The 20,343-nt window shown below is 68.1% G+C and carries 5 protein-coding genes; all 5 read left to right on the top strand.

Going from position 1 to position 20,343, the window contains the following annotated elements; translation table 11 throughout:
• The first annotated feature begins 398 nt into the window (after positions 1 to 398).
• The 5 genes from WMF17_RS40995 (at position 399) to WMF17_RS40975 (ending at position 19,840) form a co-directional block, all read left to right on the top strand.
• Positions 399 to 9,437, top strand: a complete 9,039-nt coding sequence (locus WMF17_RS40995; protein WP_437646447.1) for a SpvB/TcaC N-terminal domain-containing protein — start codon at positions 399 to 401, stop codon at positions 9,435 to 9,437.
• A 4-nt stretch (positions 9,438 to 9,441) separates the two neighbouring features.
• On the top strand, positions 9,442 to 9,774 hold the full coding sequence (locus WMF17_RS40990; RefSeq protein ID WP_437646445.1) for a hypothetical protein: 333 nt from the start codon (positions 9,442 to 9,444) through the stop codon (positions 9,772 to 9,774).
• A gap of 330 nt (positions 9,775 to 10,104) precedes the next feature.
• Positions 10,105 to 14,631, top strand: coding sequence for an RHS repeat-associated core domain-containing protein (locus tag WMF17_RS40985; protein WP_437646446.1), 4,527 nt, complete (start codon positions 10,105 to 10,107; stop codon positions 14,629 to 14,631).
• 4 nt (positions 14,632 to 14,635) lie between these two features.
• Complete coding sequence (locus WMF17_RS40980; protein ID WP_437646445.1) at positions 14,636 to 14,968, top strand: hypothetical protein; 333 nt, start codon at positions 14,636 to 14,638, stop codon at positions 14,966 to 14,968.
• A gap of 330 nt (positions 14,969 to 15,298) precedes the next feature.
• A complete protein-coding gene (locus tag WMF17_RS40975; protein WP_437646444.1) occupies positions 15,299 to 19,840 on the top strand; it encodes an RHS repeat-associated core domain-containing protein in 4,542 nt (1,513 codons plus the stop codon).
• Positions 19,841 to 20,343 lie beyond the last annotated feature (503 nt).

Here is a 20,343-nt window from a genome sequence, read left to right as displayed (position 1 = left end):
CCTTCGAGGACCGGGCGCGGGGGCGGGAGGATCGAGCGCGGGGGTGGGAGGATCGAGCGCGGGGGTGGGAGGATCGAGCGCGGGGCCCGGTTATGCTCCCGGGCCTGGCTCCGGGACGGCGACGGGCGCGGTGGTCAGGATCTGTCAACAGCGTTCCGCGTGGGCCAGACGTCCGAATGCTGCTGCGACGATCGGCGTGCGCAGCTGTCAGGGTTCCAGGAACAGGCGGCTTGCGCCCATAGAAGAGGGCGACGCGCTTTTATTGCTTTCTTCGATTGCGTGTTGACACGGTGTGTTCGGCCGTGGATCCCTGTGCGCCAACCAACAGACATTGCGTGGGGGGATCTCGAATGCGACAGGCGCGCTGGCTTGTTCGTCTCGTGGTGTTTTGTGCTGTGATGTTGCTGCTCGGGCGGGGGCACGAGGGCATTGCGCTGGCCGGGCCTCCGGAGCCGCGGCTGTTGCCGCTGTCGCCTCCGGGCGGCAGGGTGGCGCTCTCGGCGATCCCTTTGCGGCTGCCGAGCGACGGTGTCGGAGGCCTGTTGCTGGGGCCTCGGTTCGACGCGCCGCTTGTCGAGGACGTGGGGGCGCCCCATGGCGAGGTGGTGCTCCCCGACGAGGCGCGGGTGGTGGCGTTCGCGGGGGCTGTCCTGGAGATCCCCGAGGGGGCGGTGGACGAGCCGGTGCGGATCACGATCCGGCCGCTGCCCGAGGGCGAGGTGCGGCCGATGGGGCGCGCGATGGTCAACGTCACGCCCGGAGGGAGGGCCTATCGCTTCGGGCCGCATGGCCTCAGGTTCAAGAAGCCGGTGCGGCTGACGCTGCCGTATGACGAGCACGCCATTCCACCGGGGATGACGGCGCAGCACGTGACGGGCTTCTATTTCGACGAGTCGCTCGGCACCTGGCAGGGCGTCGAGCGGGCCGGCGTGGCCGCGGAGGGCAAGCTGGCGAGCCTGACCGACCACTTCACCGATTTCATCGGGGCGACGCTGGCGATGCCCGACGCGCCGGGGGCGCGCTCGTTCGATCCGAGCAGCATCAAGGGGCTCGCGCTCGGCAGCCCGCTCGCCGGGGTGACGCTGATCGCGCCGCCGGAGGCGAGCTCGAGCGGCTCGGCGCACCTGAGCCACGCGATCGAGGTCCCGCCGGGGCGCAACGGGCTCCAGCCGGCGCTCGCCATTCGCTACGACAGCGAGCACCGCAACGGCTGGCTCGGCGTGGGCTGGGATCTGCGGCTGTCGCGGGTGGAGATCGACACGCGCTTCGGCGTGCCGACGTACGCGACGGAGGAGGAGCGGTATGCGCTCGACGGGAGCGAGCTCGTGCCGGTGGGCGGCGCGTCGAGCGAGTCGCAGGTCTACCGGCAGCGGGTGGAGGGGCGCTTCGCGCGGATCGTGCGCCACGGGACCGGGCCGGATAGTTACTTCTGGGAGGTCACGGACAAGAGCGGGACGACGTATGTTTACGGGCGCAGCGCGACCGCGCGGCTCGACGATCCGGACCCGGGCCGACCGCGCAACGTGTTCCGCTGGTACCTGGAAGAGGTGCGCGACCCGTTCGGCAACCAGATGTTCTTCCATTACGCGCATCGGGTCGAGCCCGCGGGCCCGGCGCCGCACATCGAGGTGCACCCCGAGCGCATCGAGTACACGGCCAACACGTCGCAGGGCGTCGAGGCGGCGTATGCCGTCGACTTCATCTCGGAGGACGGGCGCCCGGATGGGATGCTGAACGGCAGGCCGGGCTTCCTGGAGCAGACAAGCGAGCGGCTCCGGCGCGTGGACGTGCGGTTCGGCGAGACGATCATTCGCAGCTACGCGCTCGAATACACCCGAGGAGATTTCGGCAAGAGCTTGCTCCAGGCGATCGCGGTCTCGGGCGAGGGGAGCCGCGACGGCGAGGGGACGCTCGCGAGCGAGGAGCTCTATCGGCACACGTTCGAGTACTTCACCGCGCCGCGCTCTGCGTCGGGGCAGCCCGGGGCGTTCGCGAGCGACGCCGTGACGTGGGGCCAGGTGGGGTCGCAGAACGGGCTGTCGCGCACGGAGGACTCGACCTTCGGCGGCAGCGTGTCGGTGGGGCTGCTCGGCATCGTGAGCGTGGGCGGCGGCGGGTACGGCGGCGACCAGACGACGCGCGCCAGCCTGCTCGACCTCAACGGCGACGGATTGCCCGACTTCGTCGGCGACGGCGGGGACGCGCTGCGCAACCTGCTGCGCCTTCCCAGGGAGAATCACCTCGATCCGTTCCACCTCGGCGGGCTCGACCCGGGCGATCTCGGGCTGACGGACACCTCGGGATGGAGCATTCACGCGGGCATCAACGTGGGCGATGCGCTCAGCGCGTCGGCGGCGTACACGCGCAGCCGGGCGGAGGACGAGCGGGTCGCGTCGGATCTCGACGGCGACGGGTTCCCTGATCTCGTGTCGGTCGGGGACCTCGGGCAGGTCCAGGTCGCGATCAACGATCGACGCGGCGGGTTCCAGGACGTGCAGGACTGGGGGACCGCCGGCGTCAGCGCGCCGTCGGGCCGCCCGGACTTCGCGCTGGCGTCGCGCGCCGACTTCTATCCGGCGGACCCGATGCTCCGGTGGATCGCGCCGTTCGAGGGGGACGTGCGCATCGGGGGCGTGCTGCAGAAGCAGGAGGCGGGGGGTGACGGGCTGCGCGTGGAGCTGGTGCGCAACGGGGAGCTGCCGCCGCTGTTCGGCCACGTGTTCGGTCCGGACGAGCTCGGGCCGTGCGCGATCGGCGCGGGCGACTGCGGTGGTGCGCCGCTCACGACACACGTGCTCGCGGGCGATCGCCTCTACTTCCGGGTGAGCGCGGCGCCCGAGATCGACCCGGAGCGGGCGGTGAACACGGCCGCCGACCTGCTGTCGTGGAGCCCGTCGATCACCTACGAGGTCGGCGAGGAGCTGCTCGGGCAGGTGGGGCCGGACGGGCGGCCGATCCATCGATTCGAGTATGCGCAGGACCATCGCCTCGGAGGGCGGCCCGAGGTGCCGTGGGTCGCGTCCTCGGATGGCCTCGTGAGCATCACGGGCGATCTGGTGAAAGGGTCGACGAGCGATCAGCTGAGGGTGTCGATCGCGCGGGAGAGCGAGGGCGCGTTCTACAGCGTCATGGATGAGGAGGTGGTGAGCGCGGAGGCGGGGGTGCTGGCGCTCGCGGGACGGTTGCACGGCGATGCGAACGGGCTGATCGGGGTCAAGGAGGGCGATCGGCTGTGGTTCCGGGTGAAGTCGGACGTGCCCGACGACCCGGCGCGCGTCGCGTGGGCGCCGGCGGTGGAGTACAGGACGTACTGCCGCGCTGACCGGCAGAGCGGCGAGCGTCGGTGCGGGCCGGTGCAGTGCGGGGTGCAGCCGAACGGCCGCGCCGGCTGCACGCTGGACAGCGACACGGCCGAGGACGCGCCGCTGCCGGTGGCGCTGATCCAGCAGCAGCCGTACGTGGCGATGCCGGTGCAGCGGTGGACGCCGGGGGCGCGCCGCGCGCCCTGGATCGCGCCGGAGACGGGGACGGTGCGGTTCGAGGGGTTGCTGATCGTGCCGGGGACGACGCCGGTGACGCTGCTTGTGCAGGGGGTGCATCGGCTGCTGTACAAGCAGCTGTACGTCGCGCCGAGCAGCGCCGGAACCGCGCTGCCCGTGGCGGTGGACCTGGAGGTCGAGGCCGGCGAGCCGATCTACGTCGCGCTCTACGCGAAGGCGGCGCCCGAGGGTATCCCGCTCCCGGGCAACGCGAACATCGATGGGGCGCCGGTGTGGGTCGCCCGGCTCGTGCCCGACGCGGCGTCCGAGGCGCTGGTCGACGGGGCGCCGCAGGATCCGACGGCGGGGGGGTTCCGCGGCTGGTCGATCGGCTTCATGAACGGAGACCGCGTGTTCTCCGAGGCAAACATCCTGTTCCCGACGCGCGATCCCGAGCGCGGCTTCACGCTCGCGGTGCCGCTCTCGCCGGAGGAAGGCGCGCCGATCTGGGGCGCGGCGGCGTCGGAGGCGTTCGTGGGCGGCGATCGGGTGTTGCCGTCGGTGGTGGGGCGGCTGTCGGGGCAGCGGCACCGGGGCAGCGTGCGCTACGCGGAGACGTGGAACGCGGAGCTCACGGCGGGCGCGGGCCCGGTGGGAGGAGGCTATAGCTTCGGCAGCACGACGACGGATCTGGAGCTCGTCGATCTGAACGGCGACCGCTTCCCGGACAGGGTGACGCGCGAGGGCGCGGTGCTGAGCACGGGCCGGGGGTTCGGTCCGAGCGCGTCGTTCTCGCTGCCGGAGGCGCTGCGGCGGGTGGAGCACCGGACGGTGCGGCTGAGCGGCGAGCTTGCGTCGCTGACGTTCAGCGCGGGAGACGAGGAGGAGCAGACGCTCAACAAGACCGACAGCAAGGGGCGTTCGCAAGGCTACCTGCGCACGAGCTTCAGCGCCGGGACGAGCTACGGGCTATCGGCGGCGCACGTGGAGCTGCTCGACATCAACGGTGATGGGCTTGTCGACCAGGTGGCGCAGAACCCCGAGAGCGGGCAGATGACGGTGGCGCTGAACCTGGGCTACCGGTTCACGGCGCCGGTGCCGTGGCAGCGGGACGCGTTCATGAAGGCCAGCTTCAACGCGGGCGCGCTGAACGATGCGCTCGGCGAGGTGCTGGGCTTCTTCTCGGACGCGGCGGGCCCGGAGGCGGTGCGGCTGGAGGACACGGGGGCGCAGAGCATCGGATTCGGGGCGAGCGCGGGCGGCTCCAGCGGCGGGGTGAGCGCGAGCGTGGGCGCGGGGATCGGCTACACGCGCACGACGGCGCGCACGATCGTGGACTTCGTGGACGTGAACGGCGATGGGCTGCCGGACAAGGTGATGAAGGCGCCGGAAGAGGCGTTCTTCCGGGTGCAGCTGAACCTCGGCGCGCGGTTCGCGGCGGAGGAGCACTGGCCGGCCGGCGACTGGGGAGTGAACCTCGATCCGCTGGAGTACGCGTTCATGGGGAGCGGCGACGCGGTGGGCTTCCGGCGCTCGGAGAGCCACGACGGCAGCGTGTCGCTGCAGGTCTGTTACTTCGTCTGCGTCGGCGGGTCGGTGTACTACTCGGAGGGAACGGGCGCGTCGCACCTCGGGTTCGAGGACATCGATGGCGACGGGCTGGCCGATCACGTGCTGAAGCGGGACGGCGACAGCGCGGTGCGGACGCGGAGGAACGCCATCGGCAAGGCGAACCTGCTGTGGCGGGTGCACCGGCCGCTGGGCGGGAGCGTGGAGATCGACTACCGGCGCGAGGGCAACCTGGTGGTGCCGAGGGAGGTCGCCGGGAATGCGCCGGTGGACGAGAGCGACGACCGCACGGCGGTGGTCGACATGCCGTCGAGCCAGTGGGTGCTGAGCGATGTGGTGGTGCGCGACGGGGTGGAGGGCGTGAGCGGCGCGCACGGGGTGCACACGTACCGGACGCGGATCGAGACGTACGGAGATGGGATCTATCACCGGGACGAGCGGATGGACCTCGGCTACAGGCACGTCACGACGACGGTGCTGGGCGAGGATGAGGCTGGGGTCTCCGCGATGTCGGTCGAGGAGGTGGAGTACCGGAACGAGGACATCTACCGGCGTGGGCTCGTGGCGCGCTCGGCCCTGCGCGACGGCGAGGGGATGCTCTACAGGGTGGAGGAGGTCGAGCACCTGTCGCCGGACCTGGGACAGATCGAGGCGAACGGGTGGTTTTTTCCGAAGGAAACGGCGCGGACGAGCGCGTTCTACGAGGGGACGACGGACGACCCGGGGGCGGTTCACAAGAGCGCGCTGGAGACGCGGTTCTATGACGAGGACGGCAACCTCACCGACGTGTTCTCCTATGGCGAGGAGGGGAGCGCGGTGGACGATGTGCACCACCACATCGACTACGAGAAGGACGACGCTCCCTATTTCGTGAAGCCGAGTCTCGTGCGGACGACCGACGCGGAGGGCCGCGTGCTGCGCGAGCGCACGGCGACGTACTGGCCGGGGACGGGCGCGCTGGCGACGCTCACGAACGTCATCTCCGGGGGCAAGCGGCCGGACGGCTCACCGTATGCGGGCGACCAGGCCACCTGGCGCTTCAGCTTCGATGAGGTGGGCAACCTCGCGACGTTCACCGATCCGGCCAGCTACAAGCTGACCTACGGCTACGATGCGCTGACGCGCAGCTACCGCACGTGCGTGACCGACAGCTTCGGATACCGCTCGATCACGGTGCCCAATCCCCTGTTCGGGACGGTGGCGCAGGAGACCGACGTCAACGGGCACACGATGGTCCATCGGTACGACGCTTTCGGCCGGCTGATCGGGGTCTGGGGGCCGAACGACCTCACCGAGCCGCAGGCGCTTCCGGTTGGATGCACGCCGAGCAAGATCTGGAGCGAGGAAGACCTCGACGGGGAAGGCGAGCCGGCGGTCGGGTTCGAGTATGCGCTCCAGCCCGATCAGTCCGCCGCGCTGCCGGCATGGGCGAGGACGAGCCACAAGGACGCGGAGCACGCGGACGATCCGATCGTGACGGTGACGTTCGCGGACGGGCTCGGGCGGGTGCTCCAGACCAAGAAGGACCAGGAGCGCGACACGGGTACGGGCACCGAGGTCGGGATGACGGTGAGCGGGGCGGTGCGGTTCGACGCGCTCGGTCGCGTGGTGGAGCAGGGACAGCCGGTGTTCAGCGTGGAGCCGGATACGGCGTTCACGGCGGTGGAAATGGTGCGGAGCACGCACTTCCAGCACGACGTGCTGTCGCGGACGCGGCTTGTCGAGATGCCGGACCCCAAGGCGGATACGACGGACGGGTACGCGCGAACGTGGGTCGAGCACGACCTTGTGCAGCTCGACGGGCAGCTCATGTTCCAGGAGACGGTGATCGACGCGAACGGCAAGTCGCGTAACACTTACCGGGACGTGGGCGGGCGGATCGCGGCGGTGGAGGAGTGGAACACGATCGACGAGGTGGGGCAGCCGATCGTGACGCGGTACGAGCACAACCCGGTGGGCGAGCTTTTGCGGGTGACGGACGCGCGCAACAACGCGACCACGGCGACGTACGACACGGCGGGCCGGATGGTGGCGCTCGTGAGCCCCGACGCGGGGCGCACGGAGTGGCGGTACGACCTGGCCGGGAACCTTCGCGCGAAGCAGACGGCGGAGCTTTCGTTGCGCGGGCACCTGATCCGGTACGAGTACGACCACAACCGGCTGTGGAAGATTGACTATCCGGTGACGCAGGACGTTGTGTACACGTACGGCGAGGCCGAGGAGGCCGGCGACGCGAACGGCAACCGCGCGGGGCGGATGAAGCAGGAGACGAGCGCGGCGGGGACGCGGAGCTACCGGTATGACCGGTTCGGCCATGTGGCGGAGCTCGTGGCGGAGTTCCCGCGGCTGCGCGAGCCACACCGGGGGCCGTACGAGGCGACGCTGAAGTACGTGTTCGATTCGCTGGGTCGGATGCAGGAGCTGCACTTCCCCGGGTCGGGCGAGGAGATCGTGCGCTACGGGTACGACCGCGGCGGCGCGGTGGTGTCGGTGGTCGGGGAGAACCAGCGGGTCAATCCGCAGCACCCGAATGAACCGATGACGACGGAGTACCTGAGGCATATCGGGTACGACGAGTTCGGGCAGCGGGTGCGGGTGGTGGCGGGCAACGGGATCGAGACGAAGTACCGGTACGAGGCGTCGACGCGGCGGCTATCGGAGGTGGACGCGGACCACCGGACGCCGCAGATGCAGCAGATGGGGCGGCCGCCGAGGGCGTTCCAGCGGCTGCGGTATGACTATGACCTCGTGGGCAACGTGCTCGCGCTCGACAACGAGGCGCCGTTCGACGCGTCGCTCGGTGGGGCCGTGATGGTCGCGACGACCGAGCAGCGGTTCGCGTACGACGACCTCTACCAGCTGACCGAGGCTTCGGGGACCTACCAGGAGCGGGGGAACGAGCAGCAGGGATACACGCTGGACATCGCGTATGACGTCCTCGGGAACGTGAAGAAGAAGGGGCAGGAGGTCGCCCGGTACGTGCCGAAGTGGGGTGCCCCGGGGGAGTGGCAGAAGCAGGAGCCGATCCGGGAGAGGACGTACCGGAACGAGTACCGCTATGCCGGTCCGAGGCCGCACGCGGCGAACCAGGTGGACGAGTTCGTGGTGGCCGAGACGCAGCCGCGGCTGCGGGAGCTGTTCTACGACGCGAACGGCAACCACAAGGAGTGGAGATACCGGGGTAGCCCGCAGCGCACGTTGAGCTGGGACGAAGACGGGCGGCTTGTGTCGGTGAGAGAGAACAACCAGGAGATGTCGCGGGCGCTGTACGACGGCGCCGGGGAGCGACGGGTGCACCTGCACCGGGTGGCCGGCGAGGAGGAGACGGCGTACGTCGACCAGCACCTCGTGGTGCGCAACGGGGTGGTGGCGACGAAGCACCTGTTCGCGGGCGAGACGCGGCTCGCGAGCAAGATCGACGCGGACTGGTTCCAGAAGCCGCCGGTGTTGTACTACCACCCGGACCACCTCGGGAGCACGCAGTACGTCACCGACCAGGACCAGCAGCTGAGCCAGCACGTCGAGTACCTGCCGAGCGGAGAGCTGTGGACCGACCAGACCGACTCGCAGTTCCAGAACCGGCAGCCGTACCTGTTCAACGGCAAGGAGCTCGACCTGTCGACGGGGCTCTACCACTACGGGGCGCGGAGCTACGAGCCGCGGCTCGGGGTGTGGATGAGCCCGGATCCGGTGCTCGCCCAGTACATGGCCGGCAGGATCAACGGCGGGGTGTACCGGCCCATCAACCTGGGGCTGTACACGTATGCCAGCAACAACCCTGTGGTCCTCGTTGACCCGACCGGGCAGTTTGATGATGCGACCCGGAAGTTCCTAGCCACGGCGCTTGCAGCGGCACTGGTCGAACCGACGCCTGTCGGAGAGCTGGTCGTTGCTGGTGCGGTCGTTGTAGGATCCATAGGCTACGCGGGCTACCTGATCTATGATGCTGCCGCCAATGGGAACCCTCCCAAGCCCCCCGAGTCGTTTCCTATTCCCGAGGACACGCCCAAGGAGACCGCAGCGCCCTCGCCGCCGTCACCGCCGCCGGCAGCGGGTGGGGGAGGGGCGAAGGAGCCTCCCAAACCTGCTGTAGCTGCGGCAGCGGAGCCGCCGAAGAAGCCGGGGATGCCTGCAGGGCGGGAAGGCGGGACGCCGTCCCCTCGCGATCTCGCTCGACAAAAAGGCCGCGAGCAGCTCGAGGCGTACAAGCGAGAGGGGCTCGGTCAGTCAGCAGGCCGGTCTGGCGGCCATGGTACTCCGCACAAGCGAGCGGGGGCCGAGCTGATTCGTGAAGCGAACAAGCTGCCTAAGAACAACCCGCTTCGGGAAGCCCTCAAAACGGAGGGTGAACGGCTGATTCACCAAGGTAAGGGGCATAGTCATAGGTGATTCTATGTCAATAGATACACGGTTCGCATTGGAAGCGTTCAGAATGGCGGAGGAGCGTGGTCAGGCGAGGGAACTCTCCGACGCACTCCAGGATGAGATTCTTCGCGATCTGCACGCTGTTATCGAGCCAGCGTTTCTAGAAATCGTGGAGAAGTTAAGGGGGCTTGGTCATGATCTAAAATCGTACACGCCGACCGTGCCCGGAGATATGAATTACCGCGACGACGGGGAAACCGCGGAGGGGTACCGTTGCAGGCTGCGGGTCGGGGTCGATACGATTACTTCCGTCGGCTACGCGGATACGACGGCGCCAAGGGATGATGATGAGCCGAAATGATGTGAATTCCTGGTGGTAAGCGGCCTTCAACACGCGTGCGCGTCGACCCGCGCGGGATACGCCGCACGACCTGGCTCGCGACGGCGCCGGGACCGTGCGGCTCGATGGGACGCTGGTCGTGCCGGGGGCCAGTACGTTCGACCAGCCGCGGACGCTGCCGTGCTGTGCTGCCGAGCCGCTCTCTCTTCCGGCATCGATCGCCGTCGCAGTCGAAGGACAGGCCACAAAGCGGCGAAGGCCGCCCGGCGGGTGCCAGGCGGCCCTGGCGGGCGCGCTTCCGCGGCGCTGGATCAGGCGCCTTCGCGCGCGAGGACCGGCGACGGAGAGGGCGTGGAGGAGGAGGAGCACTGGCCGGCCGGCGACTGGGGAGTGGACCTCGATCCGCTGGAGTACGCGTTCATGGGGAGCGGCGACGCGGTGGGCTTCCGGCGCTCGGAGAGCCACGACGGCAGCGTGTCGCTGCAGGTCTGTTACTTCGTCTGCGTCGGCGGGTCGGTGTACTACTCCGAGGGAACGGGCGCGTCGCACCTCGGGTTCGAGGACATCGACGGTGACGGGCTGGCCGACCACGTGCTGAAGCGGGACGGCGACAGCGCGGTGCGGACGCGGAGGAATGCCATCGGCAAGGCGAACCTGCTGTGGCGGGTGCACCGGCCGCTGGGCGGGAGCGTGGAGATCGACTACCGGCGCGAGGGCAACCTGGTGGTGCCGAGGGAGGTCGCCGGGAATGCGCCGGTGGACGAGAGCGACGACCGCACGGCGGTGGTCGACATGCCGTCGAGCCAGTGGGTGCTGAGCGATGTGGTGGTGCGCGACGGGGTGGAGGGCGTGAGCGGCGCGCACGGGGTGCACACGTACCGGACGCGGATCGAGACGTACGGAGATGGGATCTATCACCGGGACGAGCGGATGGACCTCGGCTACAGGCACGTCACGACGACGGTGCTGGGCGAGGATGAGGCTGGGGTCTCCGCGATGTCGGTCGAGGAGGTGGAGTACCGGAACGAGGACATCTACCGGCGTGGCCTCGTGGCGCGCTCGGCCCTGCGCGACGGCGAGGGGATGCTCTACAGGGTGGAGGAGGTCGAGCACCTGCCGCCCGATCTAGGGCAGATCGCGGCCAGCGGGTGGTTCTTCCCGAGGGAGACGGCGCGGACGAGCGCGTTCTACGAGGGGACCACGGACGACCCGGGGGCGGTTCACAAGAGCGCGCTGGAGACGCGGTTCTATGATGAGGACGGCAACCTCACCGACGTGTTCTCCTATGGCGAGGAGGGGAGCGCGGTGGACGATGTGCACCACCACATCGACTACGAGAAGGACGACGCTCCCTATTTCGTGAAGCCGAGTCTCGTGCGGACGACCGACGCGGAGGGCCGCGTGCTGCGCGAGCGCACGGCGACGTACTGGCCGGGGACGGGCGCGCTGGCGACGCTCACGAACGTCATCTCCGGGGGCAAGCGGCCGGACGGCTCACCGTATGCGGGCGACCAGGCCACCTGGCGCTTCAGCTTCGATGAGGTGGGCAACCTCGCGACGTTCACCGATCCGGCCAGCTACAAGCTGACCTACGGCTACGATGCGCTGACGCGCAGCTACCGCACGTGCGTGACCGACAGCTTCGGATACCGCTCGATCACGGTGCCCAATCCCCTGTTCGGGACGGTGGCGCAGGAGACCGACGTCAACGGGCACACGATGGTCCATCGGTACGACGCTTTCGGCCGGCTGATCGGGGTCTGGGGGCCGAACGACCTCACCGAGCCGCAGGCGCTTCCGGTTGGATGCACGCCGAGCAAGATCTGGAGCGAGGAAGACCTCGACGGGGAAGGCGAGCCGGCGGTCGGGTTCGAGTATGCGCTCCAGCCCGATCAGTCCGCCGCGCTGCCGGCATGGGCGAGGACGAGCCACAAGGACGCGGAGCACGCGGACGATCCGATCGTGACGGTGACGTTCGCGGACGGGCTCGGGCGGGTGCTCCAGACCAAGAAGGACCAGGAGCGCGACACGGGTACGGGCACCGAGGTCGGGATGACGGTGAGCGGGGCGGTGCGGTTCGACGCGCTCGGTCGCGTGGTGGAGCAGGGACAGCCGGTGTTCAGCGTGGAGCCGGATACGGCGTTCACGGCGGTGGAAATGGTGCGGAGCACGCACTTCCAGCACGACGTGCTGTCGCGGACGCGGCTTGTCGAGATGCCGGACCCCAAGGCGGATACGACGGACGGGTACGCGCGAACGTGGGTCGAGCACGACCTTGTGCAGCTCGACGGGCAGCTCATGTTCCAGGAGACGGTGATCGACGCGAACGGCAAGTCGCGTAACACTTACCGGGACGTGGGCGGGCGGATCGCGGCGGTGGAGGAGTGGAACACGATCGACGAGGTGGGGCAGCCGATCGTGACGCGGTACGAGCACAACCCGGTGGGCGAGCTTTTGCGGGTGACGGACGCGCGCAACAACGCGACCACGGCGACGTACGACACGGCGGGCCGGATGGTGGCGCTCGTGAGCCCCGACGCGGGGCGCACGGAGTGGCGGTACGACCTGGCCGGGAACCTTCGCGCGAAGCAGACGGCGGAGCTTTCGTTGCGCGGGCACCTGATCCGGTACGAGTACGACCACAACCGGCTGTGGAAGATTGACTATCCGGTGACGCAGGACGTTGTGTACACGTACGGCGAGGCCGAGGAGGCCGGCGACGCGAACGGCAACCGCGCGGGGCGGATGAAGCAGGAGACGAGCGCGGCGGGGACGCGGAGCTACCGGTATGACCGGTTCGGCCATGTGGCGGAGCTCGTGGCGGAGTTCCCGCGGCTGCGCGAGCCACACCGGGGGCCGTACGAGGCGACGCTGAAGTACGTGTTCGATTCGCTGGGTCGGATGCAGGAGCTGCACTTCCCCGGGTCGGGCGAGGAGATCGTGCGCTACGGGTACGACCGCGGCGGCGCGGTGGTGTCGGTGGTCGGGGAGAACCAGCGGGTCAATCCGCAGCACCCGAATGAACCGATGACGACGGAGTACCTGAGGCATATCGGGTACGACGAGTTCGGGCAGCGGGTGCGGGTGGTGGCGGGCAACGGGATCGAGACGAAGTACCGGTACGAGGCGTCGACGCGGCGGCTATCGGAGGTGGACGCGGACCACCGGACGCCGCAGATGCAGCAGATGGGGCGGCCGCCGAGGGCGTTCCAGCGGCTGCGGTATGACTATGACCTCGTGGGCAACGTGCTCGCGCTCGACAACGAGGCGCCGTTCGACGCGTCGCTCGGTGGGGCCGTGATGGTCGCGACGACCGAGCAGCGGTTCGCGTACGACGACCTCTACCAGCTGACCGAGGCTTCGGGGACCTACCAGGAGCGGGGGAACGAGCAGCAGGGATACACGCTGGACATCGCGTATGACGTCCTCGGGAACGTGAAGAAGAAGGGGCAGGAGGTCGCCCGGTACGTGCCGAAGTGGGGTGCCCCGGGGGAGTGGCAGAAGCAGGAGCCGATCCGGGAGAGGACGTACCGGAACGAGTACCGCTATGCCGGTCCGAGGCCGCACGCGGCGAACCAGGTGGACGAGTTCGTGGTGGCCGAGACGCAGCCGCGGCTGCGGGAGCTGTTCTACGACGCGAACGGCAACCACAAGGAGTGGAGATACCGGGGTAGCCCGCAGCGCACGTTGAGCTGGGACGAAGACGGGCGGCTTGTGTCGGTGAGAGAGAACAACCAGGAGATGTCGCGGGCGCTGTACGACGGCGCCGGGGAGCGACGGGTGCACCTGCACCGGGTGGCCGGCGAGGAGGAGACGGCGTACGTCGACCAGCACCTCGTGGTGCGCAACGGGGTGGTGGCGACGAAGCACCTGTTCGCGGGCGAGACGCGGCTCGCGAGCAAGATCGACGCGGACTGGTTCCAGAAGCCGCCGGTGTTGTACTACCACCCGGACCACCTCGGGAGCACGCAGTACGTCACCGACCAGGACCAGCAGCTGAGCCAGCACGTCGAGTACCTGCCGAGCGGAGAGCTGTGGACCGACCAGACCGACTCGCAGTTCCAGAACCGGCAGCCGTACCTGTTCAACGGCAAGGAGCTCGACCTGTCGACGGGGCTCTACCACTACGGGGCGCGGAGCTACGAGCCGCGGCTCGGGGTGTGGATGAGCCCGGATCCGGTGCTCGCCCAGTACATGGCCGGCAGGATCAACGGCGGGGTGTACCGGCCCATCAACCTGGGGCTGTACACGTATGCCAGCAACAACCCTGTGGTCCTCGTTGACCCGACCGGGCAGTTTGATGATGCGACCCGGAAGTTCCTAGCCACGGCGCTTGCAGCGGCACTGGTCGAACCGACGCCTGTCGGAGAGCTGGTCGTTGCTGGTGCGGTCGTTGTAGGATCCATAGGCTACGCGGGCTACCTGATCTATGATGCTGCCGCCAATGGGAACCCTCCCAAGCCCCCCGAGTCGTTTCCTATTCCCGAGGACACGCCCAAGGAGACCGCAGCGCCCTCGCCGCCGTCACCGCCGCCGGCAGCGGGTGGGGGAGGGGCGAAGGAGCCTCCCAAACCTGCTGTAGCTGCGGCAGCGGAGCCGCCGAAGAAGCCGGGGATGCCTGCAGGGCGGGAAGGCGGGACGCCGTCCCCTCGCGATCTCGCTCGACAAAAAGGCCGCGAGCAGCTCGAGGCGTACAAGCGAGAGGGGCTCGGTCAGTCAGCAGGCCGGTCTGGCGGCCATGGTACTCCGCACAAGCGAGCGGGGGCCGAGCTGATTCGTGAAGCGAACAAGCTGCCTAAGAACAACCCGCTTCGGGAAGCCCTCAAAACGGAGGGTGAACGGCTGATTCACCAAGGTAAGGGGCATAGTCATAGGTGATTCTATGTCAATAGATACACGGTTCGCATTGGAAGCGTTCAGAATGGCGGAGGAGCGTGGTCAGGCGAGGGAACTCTCCGACGCACTCCAGGATGAGATTCTTCGCGATCTGCACGCTGTTATCGAGCCAGCGTTTCTAGAAATCGTGGAGAAGTTAAGGGGGCTTGGTCATGATCTAAAATCGTACACGCCGACCGTGCCCGGAGATATGAATTACCGCGACGACGGGGAAACCGCGGAGGGGTACCGTTGCAGGCTGCGGGTCGGGGTCGATACGATTACTTCCGTCGGCTACGCGGATACGACGGCGCCAAGGGATGATGATGAGCCGAAATGATGTGAATTCCTGGTGGTAAGCGGCCTTCAACACGCGTGCGCGTCGACCCGCGCGGGATACGCCGCACGACCTGGCTCGCGACGGCGCCGGGACCGTGCGGCTCGATGGGACGCTGGTCGTGCCGGGGGCCAGTACGTTCGACCAGCCGCGGACGCTGCCGTGCTGTGCTGCCGAGCCGCTCTCTCTTCCGGCATCGATCGCCGTCGCAGTCGAAGGACAGGCCACAAAGCGGCGAAGGCCGCCCGGCGGGTGCCAGGCGGCCCTGGCGGGCGCGCTTCCGCGGCGCTGGATCAGGCGCCTTCGCGCGCGAGGACCGGCGACGGAGAGGGCGTGGAGGAGGAGGAGCACTGGCCGGCCGGCGACTGGGGAGTGGACCTCGATCCGCTGGAGTACGCGTTCATGGGGAGCGGCGACGCGGTGGGCTTCCGGCGCTCGGAGAGCCACGACGGCAGCGTGTCGCTGCAGGTCTGTTACTTCGTCTGCGTCGGCGGGTCGGTGTACTACTCCGAGGGAACGGGCGCGTCGCACCTCGGGTTCGAGGACATCGACGGTGACGGGCTGGCCGACCACGTGCTGAAGCGGGACGGCGACAGCGCGGTGCGGACGCGGAGGAATGCCATCGGCAAGGCGAACCTGCTGTGGCGGGTGCACCGGCCGCTGGGCGGGAGCGTGGAGATCGACTACCGGCGCGAGGGCAACCTGGTGGTGCCGAGGGAGGTCGCCGGGAATGCGCCGGTGGACGAGAGCGACGACCGCACGGCGGTGGTCGACATGCCGTCGAGCCAGTGGGTGCTGAGCGATGTGGTGGTGCGCGACGGGGTGGAGGGCGTGAGCGGCGCGCACGGGGTGCACACGTACCGGACGCGGATCGAGACGTACGGAGATGGGATCTATCACCGGGACGAGCGGATGGACCTCGGCTACAGGCACGTCACGACGACGGTGCTGGGCGAGGATGAGGATGGGGTCTCCGCGATGTCGGTCGAGGAGGTCGATTACCGGAACGAGGACATCTACCGGCGTGGCCTCGTGGCGCGCTCGGCCCTGCGCGACGGCGAGGGGATGCTCTACAGGGTGGAGGAGGTCGAGCACCTGCCGCCCGATCTAGGGCAGATCGCGGCCAGCGGGTGGTTCTTCCCGAGGGAGACGGCGCGGACGAGCGCGTTCTACGAGGGGACCACGGACGACCCGGGGGCGGTTCACAAGAGCGCGCTGGAGACGCGGTTCTATGATGAGGACGGCAACCTCACCGACGTGTTCTCCTATGGCGAGGAGGGGAGCGCGGTGGACGATGTGCACCACCACATCGACTACGAGAAGGACGACGCTCCCTATTTCGTGAAGCCGAGTCTCGTGCGGACGACCGACGCGGAGGGCCGCGTGCTGCGCGAGCGCACGGCGACGTACTGGCCGGGGACGGGCGCGCTGGCGACGCTCACGAACGTCATCTCCGGGGGCAAGCGGCCGGACGGCTCACCGTATGCGGGCGACCAGGCCACCTGGCGCTTCAGCTTCGATGAGGTGGGCAACCTCGCGACGTTCACCGATCCGGCCAGCTACAAGCTGACCTACGGCTACGATGCGCTGACGCGCAGCTACCGCACGTGCGTGACCGACAGCTTCGGATACCGCTCGATCACGGTGCCCAATCCCCTGTTCGGGACGGTGGCGCAGGAGACCGACGTCAACGGGCACACGATGGTCCATCGGTACGACGCTTTCGGCCGGCTGATCGGGGTCTGGGGGCCGAACGACCTCACCGAGCCGCAGGCGCTTCCGGTTGGATGCACGCCGAGCAAGATCTGGAGCGAGGAAGACCTCGACGGGGAAGGCGAGCCGGCGGTCGGGTTCGAGTATGCGCTCCAGCCCGATCAGTCCGCCGCGCTGCCGGCATGGGCGAGGACGAGCCACAAGGACGCGGAGCACGCGGACGATCCGATCGTGACGGTGACGTTCGCGGACGGGCTCGGGCGGGTGCTCCAGACCAAGAAGGACCAGGAGCGCGACACGGGTACGGGCACCGAGGTCGGGATGACGGTGAGCGGGGCGGTGCGGTTCGACGCGCTCGGTCGCGTGGTGGAGCAGGGACAGCCGGTGTTCAGCGTGGAGCCGGATACGGCGTTCACGGCGGTGGAAATGGTGCGGAGCACGCACTTCCAGCACGACGTGCTGTCGCGGACGCGGCTTGTCGAGATGCCGGACCCCAAGGCGGATACGACGGACGGGTACGCGCGAACGTGGGTCGAGCACGACCTTGTGCAGCTCGACGGGCAGCTCATGTTCCAGGAGACGGTGATCGACGCGAACGGCAAGTCGCGTAACACTTACCGGGACGTGGGCGGGCGGATCGCGGCGGTGGAGGAGTGGAACACGATCGACGAGGTGGGGCAGCCGATCGTGACGCGGTACGAGCACAACCCGGTGGGCGAGCTTTTGCGGGTGACGGACGCGCGCAACAACGCGACCACGGCGACGTACGACACGGCGGGCCGGATGGTGGCGCTCGTGAGCCCCGACGCGGGGCGCACGGAGTGGCGGTACGACCTGGCCGGGAACCTTCGCGCGAAGCAGACGGCGGAGCTTTCGTTGCGCGGGCACCTGATCCGGTACGAGTACGACCACAACCGGCTGTGGAAGATTGACTATCCGGTGACGCAGGACGTTGTGTACACGTACGGCGAGGCCGAGGAGGCCGGCGACGCGAACGGCAACCGCGCGGGGCGGATGAAGCAGGAGACGAGCGCGGCGGGGACGCGGAGCTACCGGTATGACCGGTTCGGCCATGTGGCGGAGCTCGTGGCGGAGTTCCCGCGGCTGCGCGAGCCACACCGGGGGCCGTACGAGGCGACGCTGAAGTACGTGTTCGATTCGCTGGGTCGGATGCAGGAGCTGCACTTCCCCGGGTCGGGCGAGGAGATCGTGCGCTACGGGTACGACCGCGGCGGCGCGGTGGTGTCGGTGGTCGGGGAGAACCAGCGGGTCAATCCGCAGCACCCGAATGAACCGATGACGACGGAGTACCTGAGGCATATCGGGTACGACGAGTTCGGGCAGCGGGTGCGGGTGGTGGCGGGCAACGGGATCGAGACGAAGTACCGGTACGAGGCGTCGACGCGGCGGCTATCGGAGGTGGACGCGGACCACCGGACGCCGCAGATGCAGCAGATGGGGCGGCCGCCGAGGGCGTTCCAGCGGCTGCGGTATGACTATGACCTCGTGGGCAACGTGCTCGCGCTCGACAACGAGGCGCCGTTCGACGCGTCGCTCGGTGGGGCCGTGATGGTCGCGACGACCGAGCAGCGGTTCGCGTACGACGACCTCTACCAGCTGACCGAGGCTTCGGGGACCTACCAGGAGCGGGGGAACGAGCAGCAGGGATACACGCTGGACATCGCGTATGACGTCCTCGGGAACGTGAAGAAGAAGGGGCAGGAGGTCGCCCGGTACGTGCCGAAGTGGGGTGCCCCGGGGGAGTGGCAGAAGCAGGAGCCGATCCGGGAGAGGACGTACCGGAACGAGTACCGCTATGCCGGTCCGAGGCCGCACGCGGCGAACCAGGTGGACGAGTTCGTGGTGGCCGAGACGCAGCCGCGGCTGCGGGAGCTGTTCTACGACGCGAACGGCAACCACAAGGAGTGGAGATACCGGGGTAGCCCGCAGCGCACGTTGAGCTGGGACGAAGACGGGCGGCTTGTGTCGGTGAGAGAGAACAACCAGGAGATGTCGCGGGCGCTGTACGACGGCGCCGGGGAGCGACGGGTGCACCTGCACCGGGTGGCCGGCGAGGAGGAGACGGCGTACGTCGACCAGCACCTCGTGGTGCGCAACGGGGTGGTGGCGACGAAGCACCTGTTCGCGGGCGAGACGCGGCTCGCGAGCAAGATCGACGCGGACTGGTTCCAGAAGCCGCCGGTGTTGTACTACCACCCGGACCACCTCGGGAGCACGCAGTACGTCACCGACCAGGACCAGCAGCTGAGCCAGCACGTCGAGTACCTGCCGAGCGGAGAGCTGTGGACCGACCAGACCGACTCGCAGTTCCAGAACCGGCAGCCGTACCTGTTCAACGGCAAGGAGCTCGACCTGTCGACGGGGCTCTACCACTACGGGGCGCGGAGCTACGAGCCGCGGCTCGGGGTGTGGATGAGCCCGGATCCGGTGCTCGCCCAGTACATGGCCGGCAGGATCAACGGCGGGGTGTACCGGCCCATCAACCTGGGGCTGTACACGTATGCCAGCAACAACCCTGTGGTCCTCGTTGACCCGACCGGGCAGTTTGATGATGCGACCCGGAAGTTCCTAGCCACGGCGCTTGCAGCGGCACTGGTCGAACCGACGCCTGTCGGAGAGCTGGTCGTTGCTGGTGCGGTCGTTGTAGGATCCATAGGCTACGCGGGCTACCTGATCTATGATGCTGCCGCCAATGGGAACCCTCCCAAGCCCCCCGAGTCGCTTCCTATTCCCGAGGACACGCCCCAGGATGTCGCGGTGCCATCGCCGCCGCCCGCGGCGGGAGGGGGCGGGGCGAAGGAGCCTCCGAAGCCCTCAACGGCCGTTGCTGCCGAGCCACCGGAGGAGCCGGCAGGCCGGGGAGACCAATTCTTCAAAGGAAAAGTCGATCCGTTCTCATTAAACCCAACGCACGAGCTGACGCATAGCAGGCGAGTGTACGGTAAGCTCAAAGGCGATATTTCGAAAAACGGAATCAGTGAGTCTATAAAATTCGTTGAGCATAACGGAAGGCGATATGTTGTGGATGGACACCACAGATTGCGTATTGCGAAAGAATTGAAAATTCCCGAGGTTCCTGCTGAACAGGTTGGTTTGCCGTATCGCGGCTATAAAACAACCAGTGACCTTGTGGGGTACTGATCATGGCTGTTTGGCAATGCTCGTTTTTACTTGTGCCAGACACGGAGCGCGAATGTGACTCCGGGACTCTGGTGGAAAAGTTGGAAAAAGGAAGCTTCTGGGCAAGCGAGGTGCCTGACAGAGAGATTCGGCGAACGGCGGAAAATGTCCTGGGAAAGAGTCCAGCTTGGTCTACAGAGGTGGACATCTGGGGAGACGAGAGCTCGACCTGCCTGAAGATGATCCAAGAGGATGGAAGAGTCGTCGAAATAATATTTCGTGTCGATCTGAGAAACGTACAGGAAGCCGACTTGGTACGGCTACTCGATGGTTTTCGCCAGGCGCATGTTATATTGATCGATGAGGGTGGGCGGCGATGCGAGCCAACGCTCCCGTCCGTTCGCGATGCTCTGGCCGCATCCGCGGCTTGGAGTTATGTTCAGGATCCAGGAGCGTTTATCGCGTCGTTGCCGGTGTCAGGAGATTGAAATTGATGCCAGTCGGCACGCTGAGTCCCAGTGTCG

The sequence above is a fragment of the Sorangium sp. So ce362 genome (genome assembly GCF_051519845.1).
In the GTDB taxonomy this organism is placed as follows: Bacteria; Myxococcota_A; Polyangia; order Polyangiales; family Polyangiaceae; genus Sorangium.
This window is presented reverse-complemented; position numbering and strand designations above follow the sequence as displayed.